This window comes from Rhodococcus sp. SORGH_AS_0301, assembly GCF_030818285.1.
Classification (GTDB): Bacteria; Actinomycetota; Actinomycetes; order Mycobacteriales; family Mycobacteriaceae; genus Rhodococcoides.
Genome location: NZ_JAUTAC010000002.1, coordinates 418679 through 431685 on the forward strand (window position 1 = coordinate 418679; position 13007 = coordinate 431685).

Consider the following 13007-nt stretch of genomic DNA (forward strand, 5'->3'; position numbering starts at 1 on the left):
CAGCATCGAGAGGGGCGATCGGTCTCTTCGTTATCGAGTCGTTACGGCGCCCGGGTTGCCCCGACAGTGGCCGTTCGGCACCGGAAACCACCTCTCACCTGGTCCTCGCACGGACCGTCGTCGTCAGTGTCGCGGCGCGGGAGCGGCGGCATCCGATCTCGGGCACTGCCGGCAGCGTCGGCGCCGTCCGCGCAGGCATGACTGCTGCCTCGGCGCTGCTCGTCTTTCCACTGCTCAGCTAGGTTGTGGACGGATAGATTGTGGTCGGACAGGTCGTGGTTCGGGGGACACGCTCACGCGCGGTGGTCGAGGAGGACGAGTCGATGGTGTCGACGCCCGTTCCCCCACGAGTGACCGCTGCGGCGCTGGACCGATCGCGCCTCGGTGGGCCTGTCCGGTCGCCGGGGCGCTACCTGGCGGCGTCGTTCACGGTGGCCGCCGTGGTGCTGGCCGTCTACCTGATCGTGCCCGCATCGATCCGGACCGGCGTCTTCGCGGTGGGCGCCATCGGCTGCATGGTCGTGGTCCTGGTCGGCCTGCGGCGCAACAGCCCGACCGACACGTACGCCTGGCGGTGCATGCTCGGCGCGGCGACGTCCTTCCTGGTGGGCCTGTCCGCGCGGAGCGTGCGCGCGGACCTGCCCTCGGCGATCCGGCTGCTGCCGGAGGTACTGGTGTTGCTCGGCTACCTGCTGCTCGTCCTCGGCATCGTCGGCTGGTCGCGGCGAGGGGGCAACTCGCGGCCCACCCCGACCATCATCGACGCGGTCCTGGTCACGCTGGGCATGACGTTCGTCTCCTGGGTGCTGCTGGTGGCTCCGGTCCTCTCGACCACGCGGGACGTGCCGTCCGTGGTGCTCAACGGGCTGTTCCCCGCGATCGACGCCGGCCTGTTCACGATGGCGTTCTTCCTGCTGTTGTCGAAGAGCCGCTTCAACGTGTCCCTGGTTCTCCTCGTCGCCGCACTGCTCGTCACCATCGTCGGCGATCTCGGCTACGCGATCGCGACGGCCCGCTCGGTCGCCCCGCCCGCGGTCGTCCTCGACGCGATGTATCTGCTCGCGTTCGTCCTGCTGGCCGCCGCGTCGCTGCATCCGTCGATGGCGTGGGTGGGTCGCGCGGGAGGTGTGACGGCCGCGCTCACCCGGCAGCGGATGACGGTGTCCGTCGCGCTCGTCGCCACCTGCGCCGCGCTGCCGCTCGTCGGCGACGCGGTGGGGACCGCGGACGTGGTGGTCCGCTCGACCTTTCTGGCCGTGATCCTGGTGGGAATGTTCGTCCGCGGTGAGCGGGCGCTGAGCCGGGTGCAGCGCAGCGAGGACAAGGCCCGCCACGACGCCACCCACGATTCGCTCACCGGTCTCCCCGATCGGTCCATGCTCGAGTCGATCCTGGAACGCGCTGCGCGGAGGCCGTCCTCGTCGGCGTCGGCCACCACCGTGCTGTTCGCGGACCTCGACAACTTCAAGGTCGTCAACGACTCGTACGGCCACCGCGCGGGCGACGAGCTCATCCAGGCGGCGGCGCAGCGCATCCGGCGCGTGGTCTCCGCCGACGAGGACGTGGTGCGGTACGCCGGCGACGAGTTCGTGGTGGTGGCGCACTGTGACCGGGCCCGTGCCGAGGAACTCGCGGAACTGCTCCTGGCCGCGTTCGCGGAACCGTTCGAGTTGAGTGTGGCGTCGCTGTACGTGAGCGTCAGCATCGGCATCGCGACGTCCTGCGGTCCCGCCGGGTTGGCGGACGATCTGGTCCGCGAGGCCGACACGGCGATGTACGACGCCAAGTTCCGCGGGCCGGCGGCCTACGCGTTCTTCGACGAGTCCCTGCGCACCGCGGCGACCCGATCGGTCGAGCTGGGCAGCGCGCTGCGCGGCGCGGTCGCGCGCGGGGAGATGGCGGTGCACTACCAACCCATCGTGTCGCTGCGGACCCACGACGTGCTGGTCTACGAGGCCCTGGTGCGGTGGAAGCATCGCGGCCGCTGGGTGGGGCCGGACGAGTTCATCCCGGTCGCCGAGGCCACCAACATGATCTCCGAGATCGGGACCTGGGTACTCGACACGGCTCTGGGCGATCTGGTGCGACTGCGGGCGGCGGGAGCGCCGCGCATGTCGATGTCGGTGAACCTCTCCGTGCTGCAGCTGCGTGACGAGCGGCTCCCGGACGTCGTCGCGGACCTGCTGGCGTCGCACGGTCTGGACGGGTCGGTGCTCGGGCTCGAGGTGACCGAGAGTGCCCTCATCGCCGATCCGGTGGTGGCCAATCGGGTCCTCGCACGTCTCGCCGAGCAGGACATCGTGCTGGTGCTCGACGACTTCGGGATGGGGTACTCCTCGCTCGGTCGCCTACGAGATCTGCCCATCACCGTCATCAAGATCGACAAGTCGTTCATCGACCGCGTCCCGGTCGACGACGCGTCGGTGTCCATCGTGACGGCCATCGAGGCCATGGCCACCGCGCTGACCATGCGCACCGTCGCCGAGGGCGTGGAGACGACGGAGCAGGAGCGCATCGTCACCGAACTCGGCTGCACGTACGCACAGGGGTACCTCTACGGGCGCCCCGCGCCCGTGGAGACGTTCCTCTCCTGACGCGTCAGCGGAGCCGTCGGCCGTGGCGGACGGGAACCGAGTTGACGGTGCGGACCGACCAGCCGTCGTCGTCGCGGACGACGATGCTCACGCCGGCGTTCGCGATGCGCGGCGCAGGGTGGCCGGTGATGGACCTCAGCACGGCCCGGATGATGCCGCCGTGTGCCACGGCGACGAGGGACCTGCCGGGGTTCTCGTCGGCCAGCAGGTCGAGTCGACGACGCCCCCGCTCGGCGAGCGCCTCGTGCGACTCGGCGCCCGGGTAGTCACCGTCGGGCCAGTACGCCCACGCCTCGTAGCCGGTCATGCCCTCGGCACGTCCGAAGCGACGTTCCATCAGGTCCTCGTGGTCGGCCGAGCGGGTGAGCCCGATGACGTGGCCGATGATGTCGGCGGTCTCCGACGCCCGCGAGAGCGGCGAGCTGACGAGGGTGTCCCACGAGTCGTCGGCCAGCGTGGCGGCCGCGGTCCGGGCCTGGCTGCGCCCGATGTCGTTGAGCGGGATGTCGGAGGAGCCCTGCAGACGCCCCTCGACGTTCCAGTCCGTCTCGCCGTGGCGCACGAGGGCCACTCGGACAGAGGTGCTCCGCGCCCGGGAGTCGAGGTGATCGGTCATGGTCGGGCCCAGAATATCGGTCGACGGCACCCCTGTCCGAGCCTGGTTACCGGAGAGTACGGTGCTAGAGATCAGCGAAGGACTTCGAAAGGTCACAGATGAACCTGGCACTCACCGATGAGGAAGCTGCGTTCCGCGACGAGATGCGAACTTTCTTCCGTACCGAGATCCCTGCCGATATCCGCGAGCGCAACGCGGCAGGCGAGGAACTCGAGCGCGAGGACATGATCACGACGCTGCAGATCCTGAACAAGCACGGCATGGCGAGCCCGCACTGGCCCGTCGAATGGGGTGGCAAGGACTGGACCCCGATGCAGCACCACATCTGGTTGGACGAGCTGCAGCTCGCCTCGGTGCCCGAGCCCCTGGCCTTCAACATCTCGATGGTGGGGCCCGTCATCGCGACCTTCGGCAGCGAGGAGCAGAAGCAGAAGTTCCTCCCGCCCACGCAGAACCTCGACATCTGGTGGTGCCAGGGCTTCTCCGAGCCCGAGGCGGGATCGGACCTCGCGTCGCTGCGCACGGTCGCTCTGCGCGACGGCGACGAGTACGTCATCAACGGTCAGAAGACGTGGACCACGCTCGGCCAGTACGCCGATTGGATCTTCGTGCTGGCGCGCACCAACCCGGACGCGCCGAAGAAGCAGGCCGGTATCTCGTTCATCCTGGTGGACCTGAAGACCCCCGGCATCACGGTGCGCCCGATCAAGCTGATCGACGGAGGCCACGAGGTCAACGAGGTCTGGTTCGAGGACGTCCGCGTCCCCGTCGAGAACCTCGTCGGCGAGGAGAACGCCGGCTGGACCTACGCCAAGTTCCTGCTGAGCAACGAGCGCACCGGCATCACGCGACTCGGCTTCACCAAGACCAAGCTGGCGCAGGCCAAGGCGCTCGCGGCCGAGACCACGGTCGGGACCGGCACGCTGCTCGACGATCCGGTCTTCGCCGCTCGGTTCGCCGAGCTCGAGAATCAGGTGCTCGCACTCGAGCTCACCCAGCTGCGCATCGTCTCCAGCTACGTCTCCGGCAAGGAGAACCCGGCGTCGTCGGTGCTCAAGCTCCGGGGCAGCGAGCTGCAGCAGTTGGCCACAGAGATCCTCACCGACGTGGCGGGACCGGACTCGCTCCCGTTCGCGGCCGGAGAGGACTCGCCGACACCGGTCTGGGCGCAGCGTGCGACCCCGACCTACCTGAACTTCCGCAAGACATCCATCTACGGCGGCTCGAACGAGGTGCAGCGCACCATCATCGCGTCCGGCATTCTCGGTCTCTAGGAGCGCACGACATGCAGTTCGAACTGGACGAAGAACAGAAGCTGCTGCGCGACACGGTGCGTGACGTGCTCGCCCGCAGTTACGACAACGAGAAGCGCAAGGCAGCGGTGGAGAGCGAGCGCGGCTGGACCGAATCGGTCTGGAAGCAGTTCGCCGAGCTGGGCCTGCTCGGCCTCAGTTTCGCCGAGGACGACGGCGGCATGGACGCCGGACCGGTCGAGACCTTCGCGGTCATGACCGAGATCGGTCGCCGCCTCGCACCCGAGCCGCTGCTGGACTGCGTGCTGATTCCGGGTGGTCTCATCACCGAGGTCGGATCGACCGATCAGCGTCAGCGCATCCTGCCGGGCGTCGCGGAGGGGCAGACCCTTCTCGCATTCGCGCATTCCGAGCCGGGCACCCGCTGGCCGGCGGCCGAGGTGTCGACGTCGGCCACCGAGGACCTGCGTGAAGGCCGGAGGCCGGCCGGATCGGGTGGCTCGTGGGCACTCTCGGGTGTGAAGAACCCTGTGCTGCACGGTGACTGCGCCGATCACTTCGTGATCAGCGCGGCGCTGCCCGGCGGCGGCGTGGGCCTGTTCCTGGTCGCGGCCGATGCCGAGGGACTCACGCGCAAGACCTACCGCACCCACGACGGACTGCGCGGCGCGTCGCTCGAGCTGTCGGACGTCGCGGGCGAACCGCTCGGTGACGGCGGCGACGCCAGTGCCGCCATCGTGGCGTCCAACGTCCGTGCGCAGGCGGCTCTCGCTGCCGAGGCGCTCGGTGCGATGGAGGAGTCGCTGCGACTCACCACGGAGTACCTGAAGCAGCGCAAGCAGTTCGGTGTGCCGCTCGCCAAGTTCCAGGCACTGACGTTCCGCGCTGCGGACATGTACGTGCAGCTCGAACTGGCACGCAGCATGGCGCTCTACGCGACGATGTCGCTGGCCGACGGATCTCCGGATCCCACGGTCGCGTCGCGGGCGAAGTTGCAGATCGGACGCTCCGCCCGGCAGATCGGCCAGGAGTCGATCCAGCTGCACGGCGGAATCGGTGTGACGGACGAATACCCTGTGGGACATTACTTCTCGCGTCTCACGGCCATCGAGCACACGCTCGGCGGGGTCGACGATCACCTCCGGGTGATCACGTCGTCGCTGAAGGATCACGAGATGCTCGGCGTCTCCTAGCACCGCCTCGACGAAGGCCGGTCGCCCGCGTGGTGACCGGCCTTCGTCCTGTTCGGGGTCAGCCGACCAGGTTGATCAGCGGGGTCCCGTCGGCGAGATGCCGGATGTTGGCGACGATGTCGCGGCAGCGGCCCTCGAACGTTCGGCGCGTGATGCCGGACGAGTGCGGCGTCATCAGCACGTTCGGCAGGCTTCCGAACGGGAGTGCACTCGGCTCGCCCCGCCCGTCCGGGCCGGGGTAGCTGTACCAGACGTCGATGGCTGCGGCGCCGAGCTCGCCGGTCGCCAGCGCGTCGTGTAGCGGCCGCTCCTGCACCAGCGGCCCGCGGCCGACGTTGATCAGGACTCCCGCCGGCCCCAGCGCGCGGAGCTCGTCCGCGCCGATCATGCCGGTCGTCGTCGCGGAGAGAGGTGCCGAGACGACGACGATGTCCGACTCCGCCATCAGCCGCGGAAGTTCCGTGGTGTCTCCGGCCCAGTCCAGGCCGTGAGCGGCCACGTCGACGGCTCCGCGTCCGGTCACGGCGGCGCCGAGGCAGCCGAGGGTGCGCAGCAGCGACCACGAGCGCTGCCCGATGTGGCCGAAGCCGACGAGGCCCACGCGGGCGCCCGCTGTCGCGGACGGCTGGGGCAGCGTGTCGTCGTACACCGAGGTCGACCAGACACTCTGTCGCAGTGCGTGATCCTGCGTCAGGAAGCCACGCCGCAAGAGCACCGCAGACGCGAGCACGTACTCCGCGATGGAGTCCTCGTGGTGGAACGTGTTGGCCAGCAATGTGGTCGGTGGAAGGGCCGTACGGGCGACGTTGTCGACGCCGGCTCCCGCGACCTGGACGAGTCGCAGGCCCCGGCCCGCCTGCGCCATGGCCTCGGTGACCCGGCCCCCGACATGGACGTCCGCATCGGCGAGGTCGGCGACGAGCGCGTCCTCGTCGAAGCGTTCGTGCCACGACACGACGGTGCCGTCCGGCATCCCCGCCTCGACGGCGTCCCGATGCGGGAGGAGGTTGCGGTCCGCGACGACGACCTTCATGCGCGCTGCAGGCAGGGGCGCTTGCTGTCGAAGGTCCAGTTCGGCACCAGGTACTGCATGCCGACCGCATCGTCGCGGGCCCCGAGGCCCTCGCGCTGGTACAGCTCGTGTGCGGCCTCGACGCGCTCCATGTCGAGGGTCACTCCGAGGCCCGGCACGTCGGGGACGGTGAGGTACCCGTCCACGATGGGGAACGGATTCGTCGTGATGCGCTGCCCGTCCTGCCAGATCCAGTGCGTGTCGATGGCGGTGATCTCACCGGGAGCGGCAGCTGCGACGTGCGCGAACATGGCGAGCGAGACGTCGAAGTGGTTGTTGGAGTGCGATCCCCACGTCAGACCCCAGGCGTCGCACAGCTGCGCGACGCGGACCGATCCGTTCATCGTCCAGAAATGGGGATCCGCGAGCGGGATGTCGACGGCGCCGGATCGAATGGTGTGTCCCATCTCGCGCCAGTCGGTGGCGATCATGTTGGTGGCGGTGGGCAGGCCGGTCGCGCGCTTGAACTCGGCCATCACCTCGCGCCCGGAGAATCCGCCCTCGGGTCCGACCGGGTCCTCCGCGTAGGCGAGCACGTCGCGCAGACCACGGCAGGTCTCGATCGCGTCCTTCAGGAGCCACCCGCCGTTGGGATCCAGGGTGATCCGCGCAGAGGGGAATCGTTCCGCGAGCGCACGGACCGCGTCGGCCTCCTGCGCTGCGGGGAGTACGCCGCCCTTGAGCTTGAAGTCCTGGAAGCCGTACTTCGCCTGTGCGGCTTCGGCCAACGCCACTACGGCGTCGGGCGACAGGGCTTCCTCGTGGCGAATACGGGACCAGGCGTCGGCGGAGCCGCTCTCGTCCGAGGGGGCGCGGTACGCGAGGTCGGTCTTGGTGCGGTCGCCGATGAAGAAGAGGTAGCCCAACGCCTGCACCTTGTCGCGCTGGCGGCCGTCGCCGAGCAGGGCAGCGACACTGACGCCGAGGTGTTGACCGAGAAGATCGAGCAGGGCGCTCTCCACCGCGGTCACGGCATGCACTGCGATCCGCAGATCGAAGGTCTGGGCGCCGCGTCCGCCGGAATCGCGGTCCGCGAACGCGCGGCGCATCGCGTTGAGCACGGCGTGGTAGTTGCCGACCGAGGCGTTCTCGACGAGGACGCGGGCGTCCTCCAGACAGCGGCGGATGGGCTCGCCACCCGGTACCTCGCCCACACCGGTGCGCCCGTCGGAGTCGGTCAGCACGACCAGGTTCCGGGTGAAGAACGGTGCATGGGCGCCGCTGAGATTCAGCAGCATGCTGTCGTGGCCGGCGACGGGAACGACGCGCATCGCGGTGACGACGGGCGTGGCATGGGAGGTTCGGACCTCGGTGACGGTGCTCACGTCGACGAGCCTAGGGCGGGTGATTCATTCCCGTCCAACACCATTTGTGGATGCAGCGATGCAGGGTGAGTATCGATCGAGTGCGCCGGCGCCGAGTGCGCACATCTGCCATGAAGCGCACACCCCGTCCAGTCGGCTGTAGCGGGTGTGCGCTCATCAGAGGGTGTGTGCGCTCCCGGAAGCGCTGGCGCTGCACCCACCGCAACCGCACACCTCACACCACCGCATCGACCAGCAGCACGAGCGCACCACCCGCCGACACGACGATGGACACCCATCGCAGCCGACGACGGTCGAGTACGCGGTTCACCCAGCGCGAGGCCATGTACCCGAGCGCGACTACGGGCAGGAGCAGGGCGCCGGTCGCCAGGGAGTGCGCGTCGAGGGAGCCGGTGACCCCCAGCGCGGCGAGCGACATCAGGGAGCCGATCAGGAAGAAGCCGCTCATGGTGCTGCGCAACGCGGCGCCGCTGCTGCCGCTCCAGATCAGCGCCATGGGTGGCCCGCCGATGGAGGTGGCGGTGCCGAGCAGTCCGGACGCGGCGCCCGCGGTCATGAGCGATCCGCGTCGCGGTGTCGGCGACCAGCCGATCGCCGTGGCCACGACGCCGAACAGCACCACTGCGCCGAGCATGATGGAGACTCCCCGCTCGGGCAGCACGACGAGCAGCGCGGCGCCGGCGATCACGCCGGGCACCCGTCCCACCAGTGCCCAGCCGGCCCCGCGCACGTCGATGCTCGTGCGCTCCCGCACCACCACCAGCGCGGTGAGCGCGGTGGCGAGCAGGATGATCGTGCCGGGCACCATCCGCGGATCGATGATGGCCAGGACGGGCGCCGCGACCATCCCCATCCCGAAGCCGATCGACGACTGGAGACACGACGCCGTGAAGATCGCGACGCCCACGACCAGCCATTCGAGGCCGGTCACGCGAGCACGGTCATACGGCCACGGCGTCCGATCTCGGGTGGTGGCACTCGGCGATGTGCAGGTTCCCGAGACGCCCGACCGACGGGGGGATGCCCGTGGCGCAGACGTCCGTCGCGTGCGCGCAGCGCGTGCGGAAACGGCAGCCCGACGGCGGGTTCAGAGGCGACGGTACCTCCCCCTCCAGGAGGATGCGCGAACGCCGGGTCGAGGGATCCAGCGTCGGGGCTGCCGACATCAGCGCCTCGGTGTACGGGTGCGTGGGATGGTCGAAGACGTCGTCGGTCGGCCCGGTCTCGATGATCCGGCCGAGGTACATCACGGCGACCCGGTCGGCGACGTGTCGCACCACCGACAGGTCGTGCGAGATGAAGACGTAGCTGATGCCGAGCTCCTTCTGCAGATCCGAGAGCAGGTTGAGCACCTGCGCCTGGACCGACAGGTCGAGAGCCGAGACGGGCTCGTCGCACACCACGACACTCGGGTCGAGTGCCAGGGCCCGCGCGATGCCGAGACGCTGGCGCTGACCACCTGAGAACTCCTGCGGGTAGCGGTGCTCGTCGCTGGGACGCAGACCGACGAGGTGCAGCAGCTCCCGGACGCGGGCGGCGCGGTCGCGCTTGGTCTTGTACATCGTGCGATGCGTGTGCCACGGCTCCGAGATTATCTCCGCCGCCGACATCCTCGAGTTGAGCGATCCGTACGGGTCCTGGAAGACCATCTGGATCCGACGACGCCACGCGAGCAGTTCCTTGCCCTTGAGGCCGAACGGGTCGACGCCGTCCCACGACACGGTGCCCGTGTCGGGTCGTTCGAGCATCATCAGCGTGCGCGCGAGTGTGGACTTGCCGCAACCGGACTCACCGACGAGGCCGAGGGTCTCGCCGCGTCGCAGCTCGAGGTCGATGCCGTCGAGTGCCCGCAGTTTCTTGTGGCCGCCGCTGCCGGCGGCGACGTCGAACGTCTTGGAGACTCCACGGACCTGGAGCAACGGTGCGGCCTGCGTGGCCGCGGCCTCACTCGCCACTGTCGTCGTAACGGACACCGGACACCTCCTCGGGGAAATGGCATGCGGTCGCACGGCTGGTGCCGGCGACACTGCGGAGCTCGGGGCGCTGCGCGACGCAGACGGCGCGCGCGATGGGGCATCGGGCCTGGTACACGCATCCCGGCGGGATGGAGTGCAGATCCGGCGGGGTGCCGCCGATGGACTTGAGGTGCTCGCCGCGCACGGTGGCGACGGGGACCGAGTCGAGCAGTCCCTTCGTGTACGGATGCTGCGGCGAGCCGAACACCTCGGCGACGGGTCCCGTCTCGACGACGGTGCCGGCGTACATGACGGCGACGTCGTCGGCTTCCTCGGCGACGAGGGCCAGATCGTGCGTGATGAGGATGACGGCCATGTCGTGCTCGGTGCGCAGGTCGCGCAGCAGGGACATGATCTGCGCCTGCACGGTGACGTCGAGGGCGGTGGTGGGCTCGTCGGCCAGCAGCACCGTCGGACCCAGGGCCACGGCCATGGCGATGAGCAGTCGCTGCCGCATACCGCCGGAGAACTGGTGGGGGTAGGAGTCCGCACGTGACTCGGGCTCGGGGATACCGACGCGTTCCATCAACGAGATCGCCTCGACGCGAGCCGCTTTCGCCGACATGCCGCGGTGGATGCGGAACGGTTCCGCCAACTGCGTGCCGACGGTGTAGACCGGGTTCAGCGCCGTCAGGGCGTCCTGGAAGACGATGGCGAGCTCGGTGGCGGCGATGCGGCGTCGAGTCCTGGAGTTCGCCGTCACCAGATCGGTGTCGCCGAGCATGACGGTGCCGTCGACGATGTCGGCGATCGGCTCGAGCAACCCGACGAGGGCCTGGGCCGTCATGGACTTGCCGCAGCCGGATTCGCCCAGCAGTGCGAGTGTGCGGCCGCGCTTCGCGCTGAACGACACTCCGTCGACGGCACGCACGGTGCCCGACGGGGTGCGGATCTCGACGGTCAGACCGTCGACCTCGAGCGCGGTGCGGGCGAGAGCGGGAGCACTCATCGACGTGCCTTTCTCTTCGAACGCGGGAGGGTGAGGCGCCAGCGCTGCGCCGGGTCGGTGGCGATGCGGGCCCACGCGGCCAGCACGGTCGCGGACACGGTGGTGATGACGATCGCGAGTCCGGGGAAGAACGACAGCCACCAGGCGCTCTGCAGGTAGGTGCGGCCCTGGGACACCATGAGGCCCCAGCTGATGTCGGGCGGCTGGATCCCGATGCCGAGGAAGCTGAGCGACGACTCGGCCAGCATGACGAAGCAGAAGTCGAGCGTGGCGACGGTCAGCAACGTGGGCAGCAGAATCGGCACCACGTGGCGACGGATCACCGCGCCGCTGCCGGCGCCGAACGTGCGGGCCGCGTCGACGAAGACTCGCGATCGGAGTTCCGCGCTCTCGGCGCGGGCCGTGCGGAGGTAGATCGGGATGCGGGTGATGGTCAGGATCAGCACGATGTTCGCGGCGCTGGGGGAGAAGACGTACAGCACGACGACGGCCATCAGCAACGACGGGAAGCTCATGATGACGTCGGCGACGCGCATGGCGGCGGTCTCGCGCCAGCCGCGGTGGTAACCGGCCCACATGCCGATGATCGAGCCGATGATGCCGGACAGGATGACTGCGGGGATCGCGACCGACAGCGTGGTCCGGCTGGCGAGGATCAGGCGGGCGAGCATGCTGCGGCCGAGCGGATCGGTGCCGAGGATGTTCATGAAGCCGGTGTCGAGGGAGAACGGCGCCAGGTTGGATCGATCGAGATCCTGACGGGTGGCGGCGTCGCCGACCAGCATGGGACCGAAGATCGCCGTGAGGAAGACGAGCACCAGAATGCTCGCCGCGATGGTGGCGACGCGGTCCCGCAGCAGCAGACGCCACAGCGGCATGGAGGTCGTGCGCGAGGGCGCCGTGGACGCGGCGTCCGGGGTGGGCGGCAGCACCGGGGGAACCGGAACGCCCGAGCTGTCCTTGCTTGCTTCGAGTGTCATGGGTGTACCTCTCAGACCTTGGCCTTGTCGCGAACCCGTGCGTCCAGCAGCGCGTAGCACGCGTCGATCACGATGTTCAGAACGAAGATGCTCACGGCCGTCAGGAGGACGGCTGCTTGGAGGACGGCGAAGTCGCGCTGCAGGATCGCGTCGATCATCAACTTGCCGATGCCGGGCCACCCGAAGATGGCCTCGACCACGACGGCGCCGTTCACCAGGCCGACGGTGAGGTCGCCGGCGACGGTCAGCGCGGGTGCCGCGGCGTTGCGCAGCGCATGGTGGGTGACGACGCGCAGATCGCCGGCACCCTTGCTGCGAGCGAGGCGGACGTACGGGGCGGAGAGGGCGGAGACCATCGCGCCGCGGACCACCTGGGTGAGCACGCCGAGCGGACGGATGAGCAGTGTCGCGATGGGGAGCACCCATGCGACGGCGCCCCCGGTGCCGGAGGTCGGCAGGACACCGAGCACCACGGCGAAGATCCAGACGCCGGTGATGGCGAACCAGAAGTCGGGGATGCTCGCGGCCGTCATGGACAGCAGGCTCGAGAACCGGTCGGCGAGAGAGTTGGGACGGTACGCGGCCCAGCAGCCGATGACGATCGAACCGATCACGGCGAGGAGCATCGTGACGAACGCGAGCTGCAGGGTGGCGGGGAAGGCGCGCAACGCCATGGTGGACGCGGCTTCGCCCGTCCGGAGCGACTCACCGAAGTCGAGGTGCAGCACGCCGCCGAAGTAGTCGGCCATCTGTGTCCACACGGACTGGTCGAAGCCGTTCTGGGCGGCGAACGCCTCGCGCTGGGCGGGTGTCGCCGACTCGGGAAGGTAGAGGCTGGTCGGATCACCGGTCAGACGAGCGAGGAAGAAGACGCCGATGAGGACGACCAGAAGTGGGACGAGGCTGGTGTAGACGCGGCGTCGCAGAAAGGCGAACATGGCGGTCACTCCCTTCCGGAGGAGGGGCTGGTCGGCCTCTCGATCGAGGTGGGCTGCTGGTCGGGGTCGTGA

Annotated in this window: 11 protein-coding genes; 3 read left to right on the forward strand and 8 right to left on the reverse strand. The window is 69.3% G+C overall.

Annotation, left to right across the window (positions count from 1 at the left end):
* Nucleotides 1-302 precede the first annotated feature (302 nt).
* Nucleotides 303-2594, forward strand: coding sequence for a bifunctional diguanylate cyclase/phosphodiesterase (locus QE397_RS02540; protein ID WP_222631621.1), 2292 nt, complete (start codon nucleotides 303-305; stop codon nucleotides 2592-2594).
* A gap of 4 nt (nucleotides 2595-2598) precedes the next feature.
* Here the strand turns inward: QE397_RS02540 and QE397_RS02545 are convergent, their stop codons facing one another.
* Nucleotides 2599-3210 carry a histidine phosphatase family protein gene (locus tag QE397_RS02545; RefSeq protein ID WP_307091468.1) on the reverse strand — a complete coding sequence of 204 codons (612 nt, stop codon included), beginning with the start codon at nucleotides 3208-3210 and terminating at the stop codon, nucleotides 2599-2601.
* Nucleotides 3211-3308: 98 nt separating this feature from the next.
* Here QE397_RS02545 and QE397_RS02550 point away from each other — a divergent pair, with 98 nt between their 5' ends.
* The gene (locus QE397_RS02550; protein WP_027504702.1) at nucleotides 3309-4484 is read left to right on the forward strand and encodes an acyl-CoA dehydrogenase family protein; all 1176 of its coding nucleotides are present in this window, start codon (nucleotides 3309-3311) and stop codon (nucleotides 4482-4484) included.
* A gap of 11 nt (nucleotides 4485-4495) precedes the next feature.
* Nucleotides 4496-5656 carry an acyl-CoA dehydrogenase family protein gene (locus tag QE397_RS02555; protein ID WP_027504703.1) on the forward strand — a complete coding sequence of 387 codons (1161 nt, stop codon included), beginning with the start codon at nucleotides 4496-4498 and terminating at the stop codon, nucleotides 5654-5656.
* A 58-nt stretch (nucleotides 5657-5714) separates the two neighbouring features.
* On the opposite strand, the gene QE397_RS02560 is transcribed toward QE397_RS02555, so the two are convergent.
* The 7 genes from QE397_RS02560 to QE397_RS02590 form a co-directional block, all read right to left on the reverse strand.
* Nucleotides 5715-6689 (reverse strand): 2-hydroxyacid dehydrogenase, encoded by a 975-nt coding sequence (locus tag QE397_RS02560; RefSeq protein WP_307091470.1) that lies wholly within the window; start codon nucleotides 6687-6689, stop codon nucleotides 5715-5717.
* Nucleotides 6686-7999: an enolase C-terminal domain-like protein gene (locus tag QE397_RS02565; RefSeq protein ID WP_307097326.1), complete on the reverse strand. Its 1314-nt coding sequence runs from the start codon at nucleotides 7997-7999 to the stop codon at nucleotides 6686-6688. Before QE397_RS02565 ends, QE397_RS02560 begins: the two co-directional genes overlap by 4 nt.
* A 268-nt stretch (nucleotides 8000-8267) precedes the next feature.
* The gene (locus tag QE397_RS02570; RefSeq protein ID WP_027504706.1) at nucleotides 8268-8984 is read right to left on the reverse strand and encodes a sulfite exporter TauE/SafE family protein; all 717 of its coding nucleotides are present in this window, start codon (nucleotides 8982-8984) and stop codon (nucleotides 8268-8270) included.
* 10 nt (nucleotides 8985-8994) lie between these two features.
* Nucleotides 8995-10026, reverse strand: a complete 1032-nt coding sequence (locus QE397_RS02575) for an ABC transporter ATP-binding protein (RefSeq protein WP_231476221.1) — start codon at nucleotides 10024-10026, stop codon at nucleotides 8995-8997.
* The gene (locus QE397_RS02580; protein WP_027504708.1) at nucleotides 9998-11017 is read right to left on the reverse strand and encodes an ABC transporter ATP-binding protein; all 1020 of its coding nucleotides are present in this window, start codon (nucleotides 11015-11017) and stop codon (nucleotides 9998-10000) included. The genes QE397_RS02575 and QE397_RS02580 overlap by 29 nt, the downstream gene beginning before the upstream one ends.
* Entirely contained in the window at nucleotides 11014-11997 is a 984-nt protein-coding gene (locus QE397_RS02585) for an ABC transporter permease (RefSeq protein ID WP_235578886.1), read from the reverse strand. Before QE397_RS02585 ends, QE397_RS02580 begins: the two co-directional genes overlap by 4 nt.
* An 11-nt stretch (nucleotides 11998-12008) precedes the next feature.
* On the reverse strand, nucleotides 12009-12935 hold the full coding sequence (locus QE397_RS02590) for an ABC transporter permease (protein ID WP_027504709.1): 927 nt from the start codon (nucleotides 12933-12935) through the stop codon (nucleotides 12009-12011).
* Nucleotides 12936-13007: the final 72 nt, after the last annotated feature.

What these genes read in the sequence shown, in the direction of transcription:
- QE397_RS02545 (WP_307091468.1), bottom strand. Translation starts at nt 3,210, where the DNA reads ATGACCGATCACCTCGACTCCCGGGCGCGGAGCACCTCTGTCCGAGTG.
- QE397_RS02550 (WP_027504702.1), top strand. Translation starts at nt 3,309, where the DNA reads ATGAACCTGGCACTCACCGATGAGGAAGCTGCGTTCCGCGACGAGATG.
- QE397_RS02555 (WP_027504703.1), top strand. Translation starts at nt 4,496, where the DNA reads ATGCAGTTCGAACTGGACGAAGAACAGAAGCTGCTGCGCGACACGGTG.
- QE397_RS02560 (WP_307091470.1), bottom strand. Translation starts at nt 6,689, where the DNA reads ATGAAGGTCGTCGTCGCGGACCGCAACCTCCTCCCGCATCGGGACGCC.
- QE397_RS02565 (WP_307097326.1), bottom strand. Translation starts at nt 7,999, where the DNA reads ATGCGCGTCGTTCCCGTCGCCGGCCACGACAGCATGCTGCTGAATCTC.
- QE397_RS02580 (WP_027504708.1), bottom strand. Translation starts at nt 11,017, where the DNA reads ATGAGTGCTCCCGCTCTCGCCCGCACCGCGCTCGAGGTCGACGGTCTG.
- QE397_RS02585 (WP_235578886.1), bottom strand. Translation starts at nt 11,997, where the DNA reads ATGACACTCGAAGCAAGCAAGGACAGCTCGGGCGTTCCGGTTCCCCCG.
- QE397_RS02590 (WP_027504709.1), bottom strand. Translation starts at nt 12,935, where the DNA reads ATGTTCGCCTTTCTGCGACGCCGCGTCTACACCAGCCTCGTCCCACTT.